A 19,506-nucleotide genomic window follows, 5' to 3' on the forward strand; every position below is an offset into this window, starting at 1 on the left:
GCACCGTTCGTCACTCCTCCGACGGTTCCGTACAAGGGGTTCCCTTCTCATGCCATTCGCTGTGTACGTGCTCGGGCTCGCGGTCTTCGCCCAGGGCACATCGGAGTTCATGCTGTCCGGGCTGGTGTCGGGCATCGCCGACGACCTCCACGTCTCGCTGTCCGCCGCCGGCCTCCTGACCTCGGCCTTCGCCGTCGGGATGGTGGCCGGCGCGCCGCTCACCGCCCTGGCCGGCCGCACCTGGCCACGGCGCCGGGCGCTGCTCCTCTTCCTGGGCGTCTTCGTCGCCGTCCATGTGGCCGGCGCGCTGACCGGCAGCTACGGGGTGCTGCTCGCGACGCGCGTCGCCGGGGCGCTGGCCAACGCCGGCTTCTGGGCGGTCGCGCTGGTCACCGCGACCTCCCTGGCCGGACCGCGTCTCCGGGCCCGCGCGACGGCCGTCGTCGTCGCGGGGGTGACCCTCGCCTGTGTGGTGGGCGTGCCGGCCGGGGCGGTGCTCGGCGACCTGTGGGGCTGGCGCTCCGCGTTCTGGGCGGTGGCCCTCGTCACCGTACCGGCGTGCCTCGCGCTGCTGTACGCCGTGCCGGCCGGCCGCGCCGACGAGGCGCCGCCGGCCGCCGCGCGCACAGAACTGCGGGCCCTGACCCGTCCCCGACTGCTGCTGACCCTGCTGGTGACGGCCCTGGTGCAGGGGGCGACCTTCTGTTCGTTCTCGTACCTGCAACCGCTGGTCACCCAGGTCACCGGCTTGGGGACGGGCTGGGTGCCCGCGGTCCTCGCCCTCTTCGGCGTGGGCTCGTTCCTCGGCGTCACCGCGGCCGGCCGGCTCGCGGACCTCCGGCCCGCCGCCACCGTCACGGCGGGTACGGGCGCGCTGGCCCTCGGGTGGGCGGCGCTCGCCCTGAGCGCGGCGAACCCGGCGGCGGCGCTCACCCTGGTCCTCCTCCAGGGGGCACTGGCCTTCGGTACGGGCACGGTGCTCCTCACCCGGGTCCTCCACCTGGCCCCCGACGCCCCCACCCTCGCGGGCTCCTACGCCACGGCCGCCTTCAACGTGGGTGCGGCGCTGGGCCCTTGGCTGGGCGGCCTGGCCCTCGACGCGGGGTTCGGCTTTCGGGCGCCGCTGTGGGTGAGCGTGCTGCTGATGTGCCTGGCGCTGGCCGGGGCGGGTGTCCTCGCGGCCCGTGCTCCGGAACCGGCCCGGCTGCCCGCGGGGGAGGGCGCGGCCGGGACGGGGAGCTGATCCGCAGGGCCCGGCGGCTGCCGGGCCCACCGCTTTCTGCGCGCGCCGAGGCCGTCCCGCCCTCCCACGGACGGCCTCGGCGCGGTGCCTTCCGGTGATCTTCTGCACAGGGCGCCGGCGGCCGACGGCCGCGTGCCCCGGTCCTGTCGGCCCACCGTAGGGCTCTGACCAGCAACACAGCCGTCACCGGGCGGCGCCGGCGGCACCGTTCCGCCGTGCCGCCGCAACGGGCCGTTCACCTCCGGGCATAAAACGTCTGAGACACTTTGTTCCGTAGTGATACTTAACCCGGCACCCCACGGCCGGACCGGCAACGAAGCCGACGCTCCCACTCCCGTACTCCTGCCGCCCGCCCCTCTGCGGGCCGTGCGGCACCCACCCCGAAAGAGGTTCACACCCATGCCCCTGGCCCTGCTCGCCCTCGCTGTGAGCGCCTTCGGCATCGGCACCACCGAGTTCGTGATGATGGGCCTGCTGCCCAACGTCGCGGACGACCTGGGAACGTCCGTACCCACCGCCGGTTACCTCGTCTCGGCGTACGCCATCGGCGTGGTCCTCGGTGCTCCGCTGCTCACCGGTCTCGGCTCCAGGATCCCGCGCAAGCGGATGCTCCTGCTGCTGATGGCCCTGTTCACCGTCGGCAACCTCGCCTCGGCCTTCGCCCCCGACTTCGGCTGGCTCCTCGCGGGCCGGTTCCTGGCCGGGCTGCCGCACGGGGCCTTCTTCGGCGTCGGCGCGGTCGTCGCCGCCCGCCTCGTACCCGACGGGCGTCAGGCCCGGGCCGTCGCGACGATGTTCCTCGGCCTGACCGTCGCCAACATCGTCGGCGTCCCGGCGGCCACCCTGCTGGGGCAGCACCTCGGCTGGCGTGCCACCTTCATGGTGGTCGCGGTGATCGGGCTGGCCGCCATGGCCGCGCTGGCCCGTCTCGTCCCGCAGATCCCCGTCGACGCGCACCAGAACGTACGCCGCGAACTGAGCGCGCTCGGCAACCGGCAGGTACTGCTCGGCCTGCTCACCGCCGTCCTCGGCTTCGCGGGTGTCTTCGCCGTCTACTCCTACCTCTCGTCCATGACGACCGAGGCGATGGGCTTCGGGGAGTCCTCGGTCACCCTGGTCCTGGCCCTCTTCGGCATCGGGATGACGCTGGGCGCCCTGGCGGCCGGACCGCTGACGGACCGTGCGCTGCGGCCCACGCTGTACGGGTCGCTGGCCGCCCTGGCCGTCGTTCTGACGATCTTCCCCTTCACCGTCCATGTGCGGTGGGCGGCGCTGCTGATGGTCGTACTGCTGGGCGGAATCGGGTTCATGACGACCACCCCGCTGCAGATGCTGGTGATGAGCAAGGCCAAGGACGCCCCCACGCTCGCCTCCGCCTCCAACCACTCCGCCTTCAACCTCGCCAACGCGGGCGGCGCCTGGCTCGGCGGTGTGGCCATCGCGGCGGGCTGGGGCTGGACGTCACCGGCCCTGGTCGGCGCGGTCCTGGCCGTGGCCGGGCTCGCGGTGGCGGTCACGGCCGGCGTCCTGGACCGGACGCCGGGGACCTCCCGCATCGTGGCGGCCGGGACGGTGGTCCGCCACGAGCGGAAGGCCGGCGTGCACTGACGGACGCGGCGCGGGCCGGCGGGGCGCCCGCCTCCACCACGCGGCGACAGGGCGCGGGGCCCGTACGGCAGCCTGTGACGACTGCCGTACGGGCCCTCGGTCCGTGCCGGGTCAGACCGACTCACGCCACCTGTTCGTGATCGGCAGCCGCCGGTCCTTGCCGAAGCCCTTCGGGGAGATCTTCGTGCCCGGCGGGTACTGCCGGCGCTTGTACTCCGCCGTGTCCACCATCCGCAGCGTCCTGGTCACCAGCGCCTCGTCGAAACCGGCCGCCACGATGGCGTCCCGGCCCTGGTCCCGGTCGACGTACATCTCCAGGATCCGGTCCAGTACGTCGTAGTCCGGCAGCGAGTCCGTGTCCACCTGGTCCGGGCGCAGTTCGGCGCTCGGCGGCTTGGTGATGGACGCTTCCGGGATGGGTGGGGTCTGCCCGCGCTCCTCCGCGGCGCGGTTGCGCCACTTCGCGAGGCGGAAGACCGACGTCTTGTACACGTCCTTGATCGGCCCGTAGGCCCCGACCGAGTCCCCGTAGAGCGTGGAGTAACCCACCGCCAGTTCGGACTTGTTGCCCGGCGCGAGGACGATCTGGCCCTCCTGGTTGGAGATCGCCATCAGCGTCGTACCACGCAGCCGCGACTGCAGGTTCTCCTCCGCCAGTCCCGTCAGCCCCAGCGACCCCATGTACGCGTCGAACATCGGCTCGATCGACACGGTGCGGAAGTGGAGACCGGTCCGCCGGGCCAGCTCGGCCGCGTCGCCCTTGGAGTGGTCCGAGGAGTACTTCGACGGCATCGAGACGCCGTACACGTGGTGGGCACCCAGCGCGTCGCAGGCGATGGTGGCGACGAGCGCGGAGTCGATGCCGCCGGAGAGGCCGACCAGGACACTGCGGAAACCGTTCTTCGCGGCGTACGCCCGCAGGCCCACGACCAGCGCGGAGTACAGCTCCTCGTCGTCGTCCAGCCGCTCCGCGTACCCCCCGGCGAGCTCGGGTTCGTACGCCGGAAGGGGCTCACCCGACAGGACCACGTGGTCGATCCGCAGCCCGTCGTTCACCGTCCCGGACGGAACCTCGGCCGGGGCGGCCGGCAGATCCAGGTCCAGGATCACACTGCCCTCGGCGAACTGCGGGGCGCGGGCTACGACTTCACCGTGCCGGTCGACCACGATCGAGTCGCCGTCGAAGACCAGCTCGTCCTGGCCGCCGATCATCGCGAGGTAGGCCGTCGTGCAGCCGGCTTCCTGGGCGCGCTTGCGGACGAGTTCGAGACGGGTGTCGTCCTTGTCCCGCTCGTACGGGGAGGCGTTGATCGACAGCAGCAGCCCGGCCCCGGCGGCGCGCGCCGCGGGGACGCGGCCGCCGTCCTGCCAGAGGTCCTCGCAGATCGCGAGCGCCACATCGACGCCGTGCACGCGGACGACGGGCATCGAGTCGCCCGGCACGAAGTACCGGAACTCGTCGAAGACCCCGTAGTTGGGCAGGTGGTGCTTGGCGAAGTTGAGCGCGATCCCGCCGCGGTGCAGCACGGCCGCGGCGTTGCGCGGGGAGCCTGCGGGCTGCCCGTAGCGCTCGGCGGGGTGCTCGGACCGGTCGAGGTAGCCGACGACGACCGGCAGTTCGCCGAAGCCCTCGTCGTCGAGACGGGCGGCGAGCGCGCGCAGCGCCCGGCGCGAGGCCTCGACGAAGGACGACCTCAGGGCCAGGTCCTCGACGGGGTAGCCGGTCAGCACCATCTCGGGGAACGCCACCAGATGGGCGCCCTGCTCGGCGGCGTGCCGGGTCCAGTGGACGATCGACTCGCTGTTGCCGGCGAGATCACCGACGGTCGCGTCGATCTGATTCAGTGCGAGACGTAGTTGAGGCACGCCGCCGAGTGTAATCGTCTTTCTGACGCGATGTCCTGGCGGGCCCGCCGGAACCACCGGAGGGGCGCCGCCGGGAGCGGGCGGGAGCGCGTCAGCGCAGGTAGCCGAGGACCGTCATCATCCCGGACTCCGCGTGGTACAGGTTGTGGCAGTGCAGCATCCACAGGCCCGGGTTGTCCGCGTCGAGGTCGACCGTGAGCGAGCGCCTCGGCAGGATCGCCGCGGTGTCCTTGCGGGCGCCGGGGGACCGCCTGCCGTCCGCCCCGGTCAGGGCGAACGTGTGGCCGTGCAGGTGCAGCGGATGCCACATGGAGGTGCGGTTCTCGAAGACCAGCCGCACCCGTTCCCCGGCGCGGACGGGCCGCCGCACCGCCGGATCGTACGGCCTGCCGTCGAAGGCCCAGTCGTACCTCTTCATGGAGCCCGTGAGCGAGAACCGCACCGTCCGGTCCGGTTCGCGTGCCGGCAGCGCCACCGACTCGTCCGCGGCCAGCCGGCCGGCCGTGAGTACCGGGCCGTCCAGCTCCTTCGGGCGCACGCCGGCCGGGGGCAGCGCTCCCGGCGCCGTCCGCAGCACGGCCAGCGCCGACGCGCCCTTGCCCTCGGCGAGCGCGGTCAGCGGGAAGACCCCGTCCCCGGCCGTCACCAGCACGTCGTACCGCTCACCCATGCCCAGCAGCAGGGCGCCGGTCTCGGTGTGCTGTACGGGGAAGCCGTCCGAGTGCGTCACGGTCATCCGGTGGCCGCCCAGGGCCAGCCGGAAGGGGGTGTCCCCGCCGGCGTTGATGACGCGCAGCCGGATGCGGTCGCCCGGCCGGGCCTCGAACACCGAAGGGGCGCTCGCCCTGCGGCCGTTCACCAGGTAGTGCGGGTAGGCGACATTGCCGGCGTGGCCGCCGAGCAGGTCGCTGTCCGCGTCCGCCGGCAGACGCGAAGGCGCGTCGCCCCCGGTGGCCGCTGTGCCGTGCTCCGGCGCCGTGCCGCGCCCCGCCGCCGTGCCGTGTTCCGGAGCCGTTCCGTGGCCGCCGCCCCGGCCGTCCGTGAGTTCGTCGAACACCGCGTCGGGGGTGGAGCCGTCGATCCCGTCGAGCCAGTCGTCCAGGACGACCACCCACTCCCTGTCGTACGCGAGCGGTTCCCTCGGGTCGTCGACGATCAGCGGCGCGTACAGTCCCCGGTCCAGCTGGACGCCCGAGTGCGAGTGGAGCCAGTAGGTGCCCGGCTGCGTGACGGCAAACCTGTACGCGAACTCCGCGCCCGGTTCGATCGGCCGCTGGGTCAGCCCGGGCACCCCGTCCATGTCGTTGCGTACGGAGAGACCGTGCCAGTGCACCGTCGTCGACTGCGGCAGGTGGTTGGCGAGGGTGAGTGCGAGCCTGTCGCCCGCCGTGACGCGGACCGTCCGCCCGGGCAGCCGGTCCCCGTAGGACCAGGTGGGGACGGTGAGTCCGCCGCCGAGTTCGAGGCGGGAGGCGGTGGCGGTGAGCGAGACCCTCCGAAGTGGGCCCGCACCCCGGCGGGCCTCCGCCTCCCTGACCTCCGGACCGTCGGGGGTGACGTACCGGTCGGCGGCGCGCGCAGCCGACGGCGTGCGGGCCGGGGAGGCGGCGTGGACAGGGGAGGCGAGGGCCGTCGTTCCCGCCAGGGCGATACCGGCGCCGAGCACGGCGCGACGGTTGGGCATTTCAGACATATTGCGCACCGTACTCGCGTCTGCTACAGCGAGCGGCCACGACACCCGCAGGCGCCGGCACCTGCCCGCCTGATATGCGAAGGGCACCTGCCGGCTCGATATGCGAAGGCCCGGCACCCCGCGCGGGTCTGCGCGGGGTGCCGGGCCTTCGGTGGCGGGTGCGGACTGCGGTGCCGGTGTGAGGCCGGGAGTGTCGTCAGGAGTGGGAGTAGACCTTCTCCGCCCAGCCGGCGACCTGTTCGTCGGAGAGGTGCCGGGCCAGGTCGGCCTCGCTGATCATGCCGATGAGCTTCTTGTTCTCGATCACCGGGAGCCGGCGGATCTTGTGGCTCTGCATCTCTTCCAGCACCGTGTCGACATCGGCGGCCGAGTCGATCCAGCGCGGGGTGCCGTCGCAGAGCGCGCCCGCGGTCACCTGGGACGGGTCGTGCCCCGCCGCCACACACTTGATCACGATGTCCCGGTCGGTGATGATGCCGACCATCTTGTCCTGCTCGCCGTCGCCGGAAACGGGCAGGGCGCCCACCTTGTGGTCGCGCATCATCTGCGCGGCGCGGTCGAGCGTCTCGTGGGCGGGGATCCAGTGGGCCCCGGTGTGCATGATGTCCTTCGCGGTGGTCATGGGTTCCTCCTGGGTGCCTATGGGCATGCCGTACACCCCCGAGCCACATTCATTGTGGTGTGCCCGTCCGGCGCACGCCACCGCTGGCCCGGGAGGCCCGGCAGCAGTACGCCGGAGCCGAGATCACCCGCACAGGTGAACGCCGTACCGGCAGGCGTTCACGGAAGGGTGACGGCCCCCCGCGCGGCGAGCATGTCCGCCATCAGGTCCAGCTCGGAGCGCTGCGCCTCGACCATCCCCTGGGCGAGCCGCCTCTCCGCCGGTACCGCGCACCGCTCGGCGCAGCCCTCGGCCATGGCGACGCCGCCCTTGTGGTGGGCGGTCATCAGCCGGAGGAAGAGGATCTCTGCGTCCTCGCCGTCGGCCTCACCGAGCCGTCTCAGTTCCGCCCGGGTCGCCATACCGGGCATCGGAGCACCGCCGCCCGCCCCGGCACCCGTCTGAGGACCCGGACCGTGCCCGGAGCCGTGGCCCGAGCTGTGGCCCGAGCTGTGGTCCGTGCCCTGCCCGGACGGCCGGCCGGGGTGGCCGGTGTGGCCGCCGGACATCCACGCCATGGGCCCCTGCCCGTCCGGGGCCGTCTTCGGCAGCCCCCACAGGTCCAGCCACCCCAACAACATCCCCCGCTGGTTGGCCTGCGTGTTGGCGATGTCGTACGCGAGGCGCCGTACGTCCTCGTCCCGGGTACGGTCCCGCACCACGAACGACATCTCCACGGCCTGCTGATGGTGCACGGCCATGTCCCGGGCGAACCCCGCGTCCGCCGACTCGGCCGTGGGCGTGCGCTCGACCGGGGCCGCCCGGTCGCCCCGCGCGGAGGCGACCGTCGCGGCGCCCGCGAGAAGCAGCGCGAGCGCCACGGCGGAACCGGCCGCCCACCGCGTACGCCGGTTTCCCGCCGGGCTCACCCGTCGACCCCGCCCGTGCACGGCGCACCCGGCTCGGGGGTCTGCGCGCCCTGGACGTACTGCGCGAGGAACTGCGCCACCCGCCGGTCGTCCGCGCCGTCCACCGTGAGCTGCTTGCCCCAGGCGCTCAGCATGATCGTCCCGGCCTGGCCCTCGTACGGGCTCATGAGGGTGTACGGGGTGCTCCCGACCCGGGAGGCGAGCTTCGCGATATCGGCCTCGGCGGCCTTGTCGTCGTAGGTCACCCAGACCGCGCCGTGCTCCAGCGCGTGGACGGCGTTGACGTTCGGGACGGCCTTTTCGTATACGACGCCGTCGCAGTTCAGCCAGGCCGGAGCGTGGTCCCCGCCGACCGGCGGCTCCATCGGGTACGTCACGTCGGTCGCGACGTGGTTGCGGGTCAGCTTCTTCGCGCCCCAGCTCCTCTCGCCCGGAATCGCACCGGCGGCGGGCTGCCCGCTCTCCTGCCCCTTCTCCCGCCCCTCCGGCTCGGCCTGCTTGCCGTCCTGGGACCGGTCCTCGGCCCGGCTGCCCCCACTCCTCTCCGTCGCCTCCGACTTCTCCAGCAGGGTGTACGTACCGAACCCCAGCAGGCCGGCGACCACGACAGCACTCAGGCCTATGGCGACGACGCGGTTGCGGCGGTCGCCGGCGCGGTCGTCGCGCGGGTGCTCCTGGCGGGTCCTGGGGTCGAAGCTCATGTCGTCGGTCCTTCTGGCCAAGGGATGGGAAGGGACGGGGGAAACGGACGGAAAACGGGTGGGCACACGGCCATGGGGGAGTCCTGGCAGCCCATGCACACCACGGGCGCCGATCGTAGTGGGTGGCCGAGTGCTCTCTCTCACACCGAGTGCGTAATCTGGGGGAAATCCCGGGTCGTGATACTGGAGTGTCCCCCCTACCCCGGGCGGTGGTGCACGGACCGTCTGAACTGCAAGGATGTGGCTATGGACAAGCAGCAGGAATTCGTCCTCAGGACGCTTGAGGAGCGCGACATCCGCTTCGTACGGCTGTGGTTCACCGATGTTCTCGGGTACCTCAAGTCCGTCGCCGTGGCCCCGGCCGAACTCGAGCAGGCTTTCGACGAGGGCATCGGCTTCGACGGCTCGGCCATCGAGGGCTTCGCCCGGGTGTACGAATCCGACATGATCGCCAAGCCCGACCCGGGCACGTTCCAGATCCTGCCCTGGCGCGCGGAGGCCCCCGGCACCGCGCGGATGTTCTGCGACATCCTCATGCCGGACGGCTCGCCCTCCTTCGCGGACCCCCGGTTCGTGCTCAAGCGGATCCTCGCCAAGACCTCCGACCTGGGATTCACCTTCTACACCCACCCGGAGATCGAGTTCTTCCTGCTGAAGAACAAGCCCGTCGACGGCAGCCGCCCCACCCCGGCCGACAGCTCGGGCTACTTCGACCACACCCCGCAGAACGTCGGCATGGACTTCCGCCGTCAGGCGATCACCATGCTCGAATCCATGGGCATCTCGGTCGAGTTCAGCCATCACGAGGGCGCCCCCGGCCAGCAGGAGATCGACCTCCGCTACGCGGACGCGCTCTCCACCGCCGACAACATCATGACCTTCCGCCTCGTCATGAAGCAGGTCGCGCTGGAGCAGGGTGTCCAGGCCACCTTCATGCCGAAGCCGTTCTCGGAGTACCCGGGTTCGGGCATGCACACCCACCTCTCCCTCTTCGAGGGTGACCGCAACGCGTTCTACGAGTCGGGTGCCGAGTACCAGCTCTCCAAGGTCGGCCGCTCCTTCATCGCGGGCCTGCTGACGCACGCGGCGGAGATCTCCGCCGTGACCAACCAGTGGGTCAACTCCTACAAGCGCATCTGGGGCGGCTCCAGCCGCTCCGCCGGCGCCGGCGGCGAGGCCCCCTCGTACATCTGCTGGGGCCACAACAACCGCTCCGCGCTGATCCGCGTCCCGATGTACAAGCCCGGCAAGACCGGCTCCGCCCGCGTCGAGGTCCGCTCCATCGACTCCGGCGCCAACCCCTATCTGACGTACGCGGTGCTCCTGGCGGCGGGCCTCAAGGGCATCGAGGAGGGCTACGAACTCCCGGCCGGCGCCGACGACGACGTCTGGGCGCTCTCCGACGCGGAACGCCGCGCGATGGGCATCGAGCCGCTGCCCCAGAACCTCGGCGAGGCCATCTCCCTGATGGAGAAGAGTGAGCTGGTCGCCGAGACGCTGGGCGAGCACGTCTTCGACTTCTTCCTGCGCAACAAGAAGCAGGAGTGGGAGGAGTACCGCAGCGAGGTCACGGCCTTCGAGCTGAAGAACCTCCTGCCGGTGCTGTAAGCGCAGGTCAGTGCTTGTACAGCGCATGTGCGTGGCTTCGGGCCGACGGTGTCTTGCTGTCGGCCCGAAGCCACTCTGGGCACCCTGGGCCGTCTGTGGGCCGTCTGCTGTCCCAGCGAGGGCCTCGTACATGCTGTCCACGGCCTTCCGGGTACGTCCTTCGCTGCTTGGCATGAGGTGCGTGTAGACCCGCAGGGTGAAGCCCCGGTCGCTGTGGCCGAGGTACGTGCTCAGCGCCTTGATGTCCTCGCCGGCGTCCAGAAGCACCGACGCGTAGAAGTGCCGCAGCGCGTGCACGCCGTGCTCGCGGGCGGCCTGGTGGCGCTCGCCGGGCCGCGGCTGCGGCAGGACGCCGGCCTCCACGAGTGCGGGCTTCCAGACGCGGGTTCCTGAAGCCCGTGCGCCGGACCGCCCCGCCGCCATCGGCACGAGTGAACAGCAGCTGCTTGGTGACGAGCGGGCCGTCCGGCCGCAGCCACGGCAGTGTCACGGGTACGGGAGGGAACTTCTCCCGGTGTTGTTTGAGTACTTCCCCGACTCGATGCCGTTCCAGGCTCGGTAGCTGATGCGTATGCGCGCTTGTGTAGGGCGGGGTTCACGAGCCGTCTCGCGGCAACCGAGGCTTAACTACTACTGCGTTACAGATTTCTCTGCCGCATCAAGGCACCCGGCTCCGCTCCGCCGGGCGCGCTTCCCGGCTCTGGCTGCGCCCGAGCTCCTGCCTTCGGCCCGCCCGGCGCTGCCGCCGCCGACGCGCGCCCGCAGTGGATAGGCCCGGAGGGCATGAGACGAGAACCAAGCCCGCGGCTTCAAGACATGCCTCCGGCGGGGGCGATCAGACTCCGGGATGGCAGGGGCGCCGTTCGCGGGTGCCGGCCGGAGCGTGGTGAGCGTGTTGGGCTCCCATCCGGGTCTGTCAAACGAGCGGCTCTGGCCCGTAATCGGTGGTAGCGCCGTGTAGTGATCACTGGAGGAGGATGCGGTGGCGTGTAGGGGAACCCGGCTCGGCTCGGCCGTGCATCTGTCTCGTGATTCGTTTGGTTCGGGTGTTGACGCCCTCGGTGCGGCGTTGTGGTAGGGGTGGGTGAGGCCGGCGTCGACGGCGGTGCGGTCGAGTTCGAGGCCGTTCGTGAAGGAGTGCAGGTGGGGCAGGTCGACTGCGCGGGCCGTGGTGATCCAGTCGGTGAGTTTGGCGTTGTTTCCCTCTGCTGGGGTCAGTAGCTGAGCGAATTCGCCGGTGCGGCCGGCGAGTTCGGTCATCTCGGGGCAGGCTGCGACGAGTTCCCCCAGTAGTGCGGTGTCCTTGTCGCGCAGGTTCTCGGGGCGGGTGAGCAGGAGGCGGGCGAAACGCTGCGGGGTGGTGACTGGCTTGTCGCCCTCGGCGCGGCCTTGGGTGAGGTAACGGACCAGGAGGTTGGCGCTGCCGGTGTAGCCCGGCTCCGTGATTTCCCGCAGGAGGTGAGTGACGGGCACCGCGGGGTCTTCGCTTCGGCGCCGGCGCAGGTGGTCGCGGTAGGGGTCGACGAGTGTGGGCTTGTAGCGGGGTGCGCGGCGGTCGCCGGTGGGCTCCTTCATCCGGGCGTACCGCTTGACGGTGTTCAGGGCGGCATCGAGGCGGCGGGCACATTCGAGGAGGCCGACGCCCTGGTCGAGCAGATGGTGGACCCGCTGCCGGCGCTCGCGGGTGGTCTGCTCGCGCACGCCCCCAGGTCGGGTGGGGTTCACGGCGGTGGCTCAGCAGGCGGCGTGGGAGCGGACTTCGGCCAGGACCTTGCCGCACAGGTTGGACCAGAGATGCCACCGGTCGCTGACCTGCACCGCTTCGGGCAGGGCTTGGCGGATCGCTTCGGCGTAGGTGGCGGAGCCGTCGCGGCAGACGTACTGGGCCCCGGGGTGCTCGCGCAGCCACGTGGTCGAGGTCTGGGCGGTGCGGTCGGGCAGGACGTCGATCCGCTCGCCGGTCTCTGCGTCGATGATCACGGTGGCGTAGCGGTGCCGGCGTTTGAGTGCGAAGTCGTCGACGCCGAGCACGCGCGGGACGCGCAGCGGTGTCACCACCTGGCACATGAGCATGCGCAGGGCGGTCGAGCGGGAGATCAGGCAGGCCGGAACGAGGGAGAGACGGGCGCCCGCCCCTCCCGCTAACTTGCGGCCTACCGAGTCCAGGTGGCTGGTCAGGCGGTTGGTGCGGCGCTGGTAGCGCTCCACGACGCCGGGAATCTGCTCGCGGAACGTCTGCCGCGGGCAGCCGAGAACCGGACAGACCAGGCGCCGGACTCGCACCGACACCACGACCCGCCGTCCGTCCACCGGCACGTCCGCGACCACCCGCCCATGGAAGCCGTGCACCCGCCTCGTCGGCTGCCCGCACGCCGGGCACGGCACCGGATCGTCCCGGGTTCGCGCAGACACCCGGATGACCTCGTCCTCGTCCGTCACGCCCTCGACGACGAGGGCCGACAGCCCCGAAAACACCGTACCCACAAGCTCGTTGGCATCACGCATGCCATGCCAACGAAGGCAGTCACACTTCGTCACCACCGATTACGGGCCAGAGCCGAACGTTTTACAGTCCCCCACCTGCCAGTGCTGCTCGCGCAGCATCGATGTCCGGCGTGATGAGCCCCGTTGCTGCGCCATCGGAGCGTGCTGTTCCAAGCGGCTCTCTTCGCTGACGCTGACCTACATCCACTCCGTGCTCAAGTCCGCCCTGGAGCACGCCGTGCGTGAGGAGGAGATCCCGCGCAACGTCGCCCGCAACGTCCGCACGGGCACCCCACGGCCCCGCCGCTTCGAACCCCTCACCGCCGACGAAGCCCGCCAGTTCCTCACCGCCGTGCGCGGTCACCGGCTGCACGCCCTGTTCGAACTCGCTCTCCACACCGGACTCCGCAAGGGCGAACTCCTCGGCCTCCGCTGGGAAGACCTCGACCTCGACCGGGGCACCGCTGCCGTACGCCGCACATTGCAGCGCACCAGCTCAGGCGGGCTCACCACGCTGCCCACCAAGACCCGGGCCTCCGAACGCCGCATCGCCCTCCCCGCCCGCTGCCTCCAGTCGCTGAAGCGCCACCACGAAGAGCAGCAGCGGGAACGTGACGCGGCAGGCGCCGAGTGGCAGCACAAGGGGCACGTATTCACCACTTCACAGGGCAGACCGATCGACCCGACCAACCTCACCCGCACCTTCACCGCACTCCTCCGCAAGGCCGGCCTCCGCCGCATCCGCTTCCACGACCTCGGCCACTCCACCGCCACCCTGCTCCTGGAGCAGGGCGTCGAACTCGTCGTGATCAAGAAACTTCTCGGCCACGCCCACATCGGCCTCCGTCACTCCGCAGAGACCACCAGCCAGCCCGACGACGGCGATGGCCCACCATTGTGTGCGGCACCCGTCCGTTGACGTTGCCGTCAACTACTGCCGTCAGAGCACGCTGAAGCCCCGCCAGGAGACACCTGACGGGGCTTCGAATTTGCTACCGCGACTTTAGGCTGGCGAGTATCCTCACTCCGCAAGGCCAGACTGAAGCCGCCGCCAATCCTCCTGCTGATCACGCCAGGCGGCGCTCGCATAGATCGCGGTCTTCGCCTCGGGCAAAGACAGGCCAAGTACACGAGAAGCTACGTAGATTGCTTCGATCGGCGATAGGCCCAGTTCTCGCAGTTCCCGGAATACCGGTTCCCGCTCCACTTGCCCTCGACCCGCGATGCTCGATACCAACCCATCCAGTCGAGACCGATCCATTCTCTAATCTCCTAGGATCTTTGCGACGTCCAAGGTCATCGACCTTGGACGCTTGTAGATGCTGCTGTCCGGTTTCGGGATATGCCGCTCATAGTTCAACACGACGGTGCTATACCCCTGGGATCTCGCCTGCTCGGCGATGGAGCTCTTCATCTGCCGGATTGCATCTGGCCCAATCGAAGGCGACTCAGCCCCTGAGTCCCCTTCGGAAAGACCACCAATCCGTCCAGATGCACGGTGTCTCCGGCCGCTCTGACGGTCGCCATAGCCTCAACCGTTTGCCCTCCAGCATCGAATGAACCGTCCCAGATATCTCCGTCGGTGAATGGAGAACAGCTGCTGTTGTGACCAAGTACCGGCGTCTCGCCCGCTAGCACATAGTACGTGCGCAAGCGGGGTCGCCGTCAGCTGCAAATTCGCTGGTCAGGCTCCGTTTTGACAGCCGTTACACGTCCGTGCGTGTGCACTGAAGTCCGCCGGCGTTGCCGTCACTACTGCCGTCAGTGGTCTACACCGCCTGGGGAATTCCAGGAATTCCGAATGCGTGTCAAGCGGCTTTGTCGAGCGGGGTGAGGCTGATGGTCAGGTCGGCGCCGAGAGCCTGAGCCAGGCGGCGCAGGAGGGGAAGCGTGGGCACGGTCCCGCCACCTTCGAAGCGGGAGATCTGCGGCTGTTTCATCCCGCACCGCTTGGCCAGCTCGGCCTGGGACAGCCCGAGCTCGATGCGCCGGTCGTGGACGAGTTGCCCGAGCTCACGGGCGAGCGCGGAAGGCGGGTCCTGCATGGTTCCTACCCGCCTCAGGCCGCTGGGGCGACAATGGTGACGGTGGGCTCGTCTCCGCCGGCGAGGTGCACGTCCACTGTGAGATCCAGTGCGCGGGCCAGGCGCATGATGACCGCGATGGGCGGCAGCTCGGTGGCCGTCTCGATGCTTTCGATGTCATCGACATCGACGTGCATGCGCTCGGCGAGGTCGGCCTCGCTCAGGCCCAGCTGCTTACGCCGGTTGTAGACGGCTTTACCCAATGTCATGGCGAGGCCGGCCTCTTCGTAGACCCGGTCGTACTCGGGGTCAGCGTCCAGGTGTTCGCCCAGCAGCTGGCGGTGGCGACGGGTCCTCCATTCGCTGTGGCTCATCGGTTCTCCTTGAGGTTGCGACTGTAGAGGTCGTGCTCGGCGGCGGCTTCATGCTCTGCCTCGCACAATCGCTGTGCGGCGTGGGCGCGGTCCACTTCGGCCTGCTCGCGCATCTTGGTCTTGCGGAACACGGTGAGCAGCACGACACGTTTGCCGGGCGCGAGCCAGTAGGTGATCCGCTGATGGGCATCGCCGAGGCGGAAGCGCAGCTCGCGGAGCTTGCCGCCCAGATGGCGGGAGTGCGGTTCGTCGAGCGTGGTGGGCTGCTCGGCGAGCAGGTCGGCGATGCGTTCGGCCTGCTTGTAGTGATGGGCTGGAATGTTCTCCAGCCACAGCCGTAACTCCGGCTCGATCTCGTCGAGTAGCGCCCGCCGTCCATAACGCCGATGATATATGGCACGGGGGGCAAGAGCGCGCCTCGTAGTTCAGGTCGAGTTAGTTGCCGCGATCGCAACCACTCCGGTATCGCACGCCCCAACGGTCCCCCTCATCCTGATGCGGCGGCGGTGCCGCAAACCAGCGGCAACCGGCCAGGGCGGCGCAGGGTCGGCTTCTTCCGGCGGGATCGGGCCCGAGCGGGAGAGACAGCGTACGGCCGGGCTGATGCATTGCCCAGTCTGGCGGCGCGGCGCGGGGACCGGGGCGGGAGGGGTCGGTCTGCCACGGGCGGCCGGGAGCTCACTCCCCGCCGGAGGCGACGCCGGCCACCGCCTTCGGGTGAGCCCTGCGAGGGATATTGAGGGTCGGCCCCCTGGTCGGCCCTTGCCTGCGATACGGCCGTAGGACGGTCGTAGGCGATAGCTTGCTCTGCCAGGAGCCCGGCTCCGGTCATCCGGCAATCTGGCCGATTGCCGCTTTCGCAGCCCGGCTGCTGCGTCGGCTCGGTGCCTCCAGTAGCGCGTGATCGCAGGAGTGGACGGTGGGGCTTGTCGGCGACGGCGGCCCGCTCAGGCGGGCGGTGCCCGCCTTGAACCTCGTAGAGAAAATCTGAACGCATGCCCGGGCCACCCGGCACGGCGGGTTAGCGGCCCCGCTCGCCGCTGCCCGTCTCCAGGGCCTCGACGCGGCCACGGAGATCGGCCAGCTGCTCGACGGCGTCGGCCAGTGCCCGTTCCAGCGCCTCGACGCGGGCCGTCGTCCCGCCGACAGGTACGGTCACCTCCGGACCGTCGAGGTCATCGGCATCGTCGGCGACGTGGTCGCGGTGGGCGACGAAGGCTCCCTTGCCGGGGCGGGAGACCGCCCATCCTTCCTGCTTCAGCAGGGTCATGGCCTTCTGCACGGTCAGGCTCGACGCCCCGAACTCCCGCATCAGCACGGCCTGCGTCGGCAGCGCGTCCCCCGGCTGCAGCCTGCCTGAGCGGATCCGCTCGCGCAGGGCCTCGGCGATGACCTCGAACGTCAGCTGCACCCCGCTGCCCGCCGGCCTGCGCCCGCGCCGTCCCACCACCACGCCGGTCACCCCTGCTTTCCACGCCCTCTACCAGCACAATCCGGCCCGGCCAAACCGGGAAACCGGACCCACACTACCCGGGCCCCACCACCCGCAAGAAAGGAATCAGGAGGGATGCACTTGAATGCGCACGTGAGGCGATGTTAACGTCACGCACCCGCCGGTGATCACCACCGCGCCCCGCCGACCAGGCCCCCTGGTTGGCCCCAGCGCCCAACTTCGAGGCGCCCCATTCCTCTGTGAGCCGATCACTTCGGCCTGCCCACGCCGCCCCGCGCCGTACCGCTTCCGCGCTCCCGCCGAAAGGCCCCTTCCCGCATGCCCGCACAGCTCCAACTCCCGTACCCCACGACCATTCCAGCCACCTCGCTCCCGTCGTTGGCGTTCACGACGCCGACCTGCCCGGCGGACGTCACCGTCTCGACGGCAGGGCGGTCGGCGCTGGAGCGCCGCGCCAGGCTCACCGCCAGGCTGGCGAAGCTCGCCGCCACCGGCCAACTCGCACCCCTCGCACGGCAGATAACCGGACTCGGTGGCTGCGCGCACCCGATCCGCCTCACCGGGCACCACACCCGACTCGACAGCGCGACCGGCGAGATCCTCGACCACTTCGACTCCGGCCAACTCCCGGCGGGCGAACTGCTGGTCTGCTGCGGCAACCGCCGCGCCACCCGCTGCCCCGCCTGCTCCACCGTCTACCGCTACGACACCTATCAGCTCATCGCCGCCGGATTCCGCGGCGGCAGACCGTCCCCACCAGCGTCGCCGCACACCCCCGAGTCTTCGCCACCCTCACCGCTCCCGGCTTCGGCCCCGTCCACAACCAGCCCGAGACCGGCCGCTGCCACTGCGGCCAAGTCCACCCCGACGACGACCGGTTGCTGGGCACCCCGCTCGACCCCGAGCGGTACGACTACACCGGGGCGGTCCTCTGGAACGCGCACGCCCCAGCCCTGTGGGCCCGCTTCACCACCCACCTACGCCGCGAAATCGCCAAAGCCGCCGGGCTCACGCAGCGGACCCGGCTGTACCACCGAGGGCCCGGGCCCCGCGCTCGACGCGCGGGGCCCACCCTCTCCTACGCCAAGGTCGCCGAGTACCAAAAACGCGGCCAGGACCACTTCCACGCCGTCATCCGACTCGACGGCCCCACCGGCCCCACCAGCCCACCACCCGCCTGGGCCAGCGGTGGTCGCCAACTGGGTCAGATTCAAGATGTTGCAACCCGCAAGCGAGTTGCCGGGGAATTTCGGCGTGGGGCCGTCTGTGGGCCGTCCGCTGTCGCGGCGACGGCTTCGTACATGCTGTCCACGGCCTTCCGGGTACGTCCTTCGCTGCTCGGCATGAGGTGCGTGTAGACCCGCAGGGTGGAGCCCGGGTCGCTGTGGCCGAGGTACGCCTCAGCGCCTTGATGTCCTCGCCGGCGTCCAGAAGCACCGACGCGTAGAAGTGCCGCAGCGCGTGCATGCCGTGCTCGCGGGCGGCCTGGTGGCGCTCGCCGGGCCGCGGCTGCGGCAGGACGCAGGCCTCCACGAGTGCGGGCTTCCAGACGCGGGAGTTGAAGCCCGTGCGCCGGAGCCCGCAGCCGCCGCCCAGGTCGACGATGGGCCTGTAGCGCTCCGGGAGGGAGTTCCACGGACTGTGGCTCGAAGGCGGACGGGACGGGAGACGGGGGAGAGTGGCGGGTTGAGGGCAGTGGAGCTGCTCACGCCGTGCCCATGAGAGACTCAGCGACTTGTCAGTCACGCTTGTGGAGGTCCCCTGTCATGCGTCACTTGGCCATCGTGGCGGCCGGTATCGCGGTCACTGTCTTGCTCACCGGCTGTGGAGCGGGGGACGCAGGACAAAGACCTGCACCGAAGTCGAAGAGCGGAACAGCGGTCACCCCAAAATCAGTTGGTGCATTCGAGGTCGAGGCGGCGCTCAAAAATGCCGATCCAGCGCCTTACTCGGCTCATATCACGTCAGAAAGCTATCTGGGTTCCACGCTGGGACTCGTTATGACTGGCCGGATGAATCTCAACGGATCAGCCCCTACGGGAAAAATGACTCTGAAGACTTCTGATAGCGCCCCGGAGGGCCAAGCGGTCAATGCGGAGACGATCCTGCTGGAGAACGCCACCTACACACGAACACTTGATGACGATGGAACAGCTGGGGAGTGGCAGCGTGCGGGGCTGGATTCTGCAGGTGCGGGCGTAGCAGACTACGGAGCATATGCACAGCTGCTCTTGGACCTCGGGCCGAAGGCCCAAAAGGGCTCGGAGGAGATGGACGGAGCCCCGACGTACCGCCTTTCAGGGAAACTAACTCAGGATCACCTCCGCGCGGTGGACCGTCGGCTGTACGACAGGATGCGTTCCACGGGCACCGAGGAGTTCGACTGCGACGTGTGGGTCAACGAGGTCGGCCGAGTAGTGCGCTTCGAGCAGTGGATGAAGGCATCCGGTTCCTCAGCACACAACGTCGTGACGCTCAAAAATTTCAGCGCCCCGGTGCCTGTGAGCGCACCCGAGTAGCTTCATCTCAACCTCTGCGATCTGTCATGACGGCATATAGCGACTGACATCAGCGGCTGACACCAACAAGCGCGAAACAGCGACGGACGGCGCCGGACCTCAGAGGACGATCGACCAAAGCGCAGGGCCGGTTGGTTGGCGTTGCAACCATGCCGTGACCTACCTGATAAGGATGAGGCTAGACCTCAAAGCCTTGGGCCCGCGTAAGCGGGGGCGCCCCGCCCCCTCCCGCAGGGCCCGCGGAGGCTGGCTGGGAGGGTGGGGACCGCCGAACTATCGCAAACCGGACCTGCGTGCGTCCCTGTCCTCTCAGCGAGCGGGTCGGGTGCGCTCGGGGCGGCGGTGGGGGGTGTGTTATTTCGTTATCGGGTGGGGGGCAACCGATCGGAGGGGTGCGCCGTCG

The 19,506-nt window shown here is 70.2% G+C and carries 13 protein-coding genes and 6 pseudogenes; 7 read left to right on the forward strand and 12 right to left on the reverse strand.

What is annotated here, in order from left to right; genetic code table 11:
- Positions 1–49 precede the first annotated feature (49 nt).
- Both ACH4VO_RS18950 and ACH4VO_RS18955 read left to right on the forward strand, forming a co-directional pair.
- Positions 50–1,243, forward strand: coding sequence for a Cmx/CmrA family chloramphenicol efflux MFS transporter (locus tag ACH4VO_RS18950; RefSeq protein ID WP_360989979.1), 1,194 nt, complete (start codon positions 50–52; stop codon positions 1,241–1,243).
- Positions 1,244–1,642: 399 nt separating this feature from the next.
- Positions 1,643–2,851 (forward strand): MFS transporter, encoded by a 1,209-nt coding sequence (locus ACH4VO_RS18955; protein WP_360989982.1) that lies wholly within the window; start codon positions 1,643–1,645, stop codon positions 2,849–2,851.
- Between the two features lie 111 nt (positions 2,852–2,962).
- Here the strand turns inward: ACH4VO_RS18955 and ACH4VO_RS18960 are convergent, their stop codons facing one another.
- From ACH4VO_RS18960 to ACH4VO_RS18980, 5 genes are all read right to left on the reverse strand, one after another.
- Positions 2,963–4,717, reverse strand: a complete 1,755-nt coding sequence (locus tag ACH4VO_RS18960) for an NAD+ synthase (protein ID WP_360989984.1) — start codon at positions 4,715–4,717, stop codon at positions 2,963–2,965.
- A gap of 91 nt (positions 4,718–4,808) precedes the next feature.
- Complete coding sequence (locus ACH4VO_RS18965; RefSeq protein ID WP_360989987.1) at positions 4,809–6,410, reverse strand: multicopper oxidase family protein; 1,602 nt, start codon at positions 6,408–6,410, stop codon at positions 4,809–4,811.
- 196 nt (positions 6,411–6,606) lie between these two features.
- Complete coding sequence (locus tag ACH4VO_RS18970; RefSeq protein ID WP_360989990.1) at positions 6,607–7,032, reverse strand: CBS domain-containing protein; 426 nt, start codon at positions 7,030–7,032, stop codon at positions 6,607–6,609.
- A gap of 158 nt (positions 7,033–7,190) precedes the next feature.
- Positions 7,191–7,940 (reverse strand): DUF305 domain-containing protein, encoded by a 750-nt coding sequence (locus tag ACH4VO_RS18975; protein WP_360989993.1) that lies wholly within the window; start codon positions 7,938–7,940, stop codon positions 7,191–7,193.
- Complete coding sequence (locus ACH4VO_RS18980; protein ID WP_360989996.1) at positions 7,937–8,641, reverse strand: DUF3105 domain-containing protein; 705 nt, start codon at positions 8,639–8,641, stop codon at positions 7,937–7,939. Before ACH4VO_RS18980 ends, ACH4VO_RS18975 begins: the two co-directional genes overlap by 4 nt.
- Positions 8,642–8,887: 246 nt before the next feature.
- Between ACH4VO_RS18980 and glnA the strand changes: the two genes are divergently transcribed.
- Both glnA and ACH4VO_RS18990 read left to right on the forward strand, forming a co-directional pair.
- The gene (gene glnA, locus ACH4VO_RS18985) at positions 8,888–10,249 is read left to right on the forward strand and encodes a type I glutamate--ammonia ligase (RefSeq protein ID WP_069172561.1); all 1,362 of its coding nucleotides are present in this window, start codon (positions 8,888–8,890) and stop codon (positions 10,247–10,249) included.
- Positions 10,250–10,462: 213 nt separating this feature from the next.
- Positions 10,463–10,642, forward strand: coding sequence for a hypothetical protein (locus tag ACH4VO_RS18990; RefSeq protein WP_398441007.1), 180 nt, complete (start codon positions 10,463–10,465; stop codon positions 10,640–10,642).
- 571 nt (positions 10,643–11,213) lie between these two features.
- Here ACH4VO_RS18990 and ACH4VO_RS18995 read toward each other — a convergent pair.
- Positions 11,214–12,724: pseudogene (locus ACH4VO_RS18995) on the reverse strand (ISL3 family transposase).
- 103 nt (positions 12,725–12,827) lie between these two features.
- On the opposite strand from ACH4VO_RS18995, the pseudogene ACH4VO_RS19000 reads away from it, so the two are divergent.
- Positions 12,828–13,652: pseudogene (locus tag ACH4VO_RS19000) on the forward strand (tyrosine-type recombinase/integrase); the annotation flags it as partial.
- An 889-nt stretch (positions 13,653–14,541) separates the two neighbouring features.
- Here ACH4VO_RS19000 and ACH4VO_RS19005 read toward each other — a convergent pair.
- The 5 genes and pseudogenes from ACH4VO_RS19005 to ACH4VO_RS19025 form a co-directional block, all read right to left on the reverse strand.
- Positions 14,542–14,757, reverse strand: a pseudogene (locus ACH4VO_RS19005) (helix-turn-helix domain-containing protein); the annotation flags it as partial.
- 35 nt (positions 14,758–14,792) lie between these two features.
- Entirely contained in the window at positions 14,793–15,131 is a 339-nt protein-coding gene (locus tag ACH4VO_RS19010; protein ID WP_360990000.1) for a helix-turn-helix transcriptional regulator, read from the reverse strand.
- Positions 15,128–15,510, reverse strand: a pseudogene (locus tag ACH4VO_RS19015) (type II toxin-antitoxin system RelE/ParE family toxin). Before ACH4VO_RS19015 ends, ACH4VO_RS19010 begins: the two are co-directional and overlap by 4 nt.
- Positions 15,511–16,152: 642 nt before the next feature.
- Positions 16,153–16,593 (reverse strand): winged helix-turn-helix domain-containing protein, encoded by a 441-nt coding sequence (locus ACH4VO_RS19020; protein ID WP_360990002.1) that lies wholly within the window; start codon positions 16,591–16,593, stop codon positions 16,153–16,155.
- Positions 16,594–16,832: 239 nt separating this feature from the next.
- Positions 16,833–17,075 carry a hypothetical protein gene (locus ACH4VO_RS19025; protein WP_360990095.1) on the reverse strand — a complete coding sequence of 81 codons (243 nt, stop codon included), beginning with the start codon at positions 17,073–17,075 and terminating at the stop codon, positions 16,833–16,835.
- Between ACH4VO_RS19025 and ACH4VO_RS19030 the strand changes: the two are divergent.
- A pseudogene (locus ACH4VO_RS19030) lies at positions 16,963–17,828 on the forward strand (replication initiator); the annotation flags it as partial. The gene ACH4VO_RS19025 and the pseudogene ACH4VO_RS19030 overlap by 113 nt on opposite strands.
- Here ACH4VO_RS19030 and ACH4VO_RS19035 read toward each other — a convergent pair.
- Positions 17,795–18,171: pseudogene (locus tag ACH4VO_RS19035) on the reverse strand (tyrosine-type recombinase/integrase); the annotation flags it as partial. The pseudogenes ACH4VO_RS19030 and ACH4VO_RS19035 overlap by 34 nt on opposite strands.
- Before the next feature lie 197 nt (positions 18,172–18,368).
- Between ACH4VO_RS19035 and ACH4VO_RS19040 the strand changes: the two are divergent.
- Positions 18,369–19,103, forward strand: coding sequence for an LppX_LprAFG lipoprotein (locus ACH4VO_RS19040; protein WP_360990089.1), 735 nt, complete (start codon positions 18,369–18,371; stop codon positions 19,101–19,103).
- The last annotated feature ends 403 nt before the right edge of the window (positions 19,104–19,506 follow it).

Origin of the sequence: Streptomyces sp. NPDC020780 (genome assembly GCF_044334475.1) — a bacterium.
Taxonomy (GTDB): Bacteria; Actinomycetota; Actinomycetes; order Streptomycetales; family Streptomycetaceae; genus Streptomyces.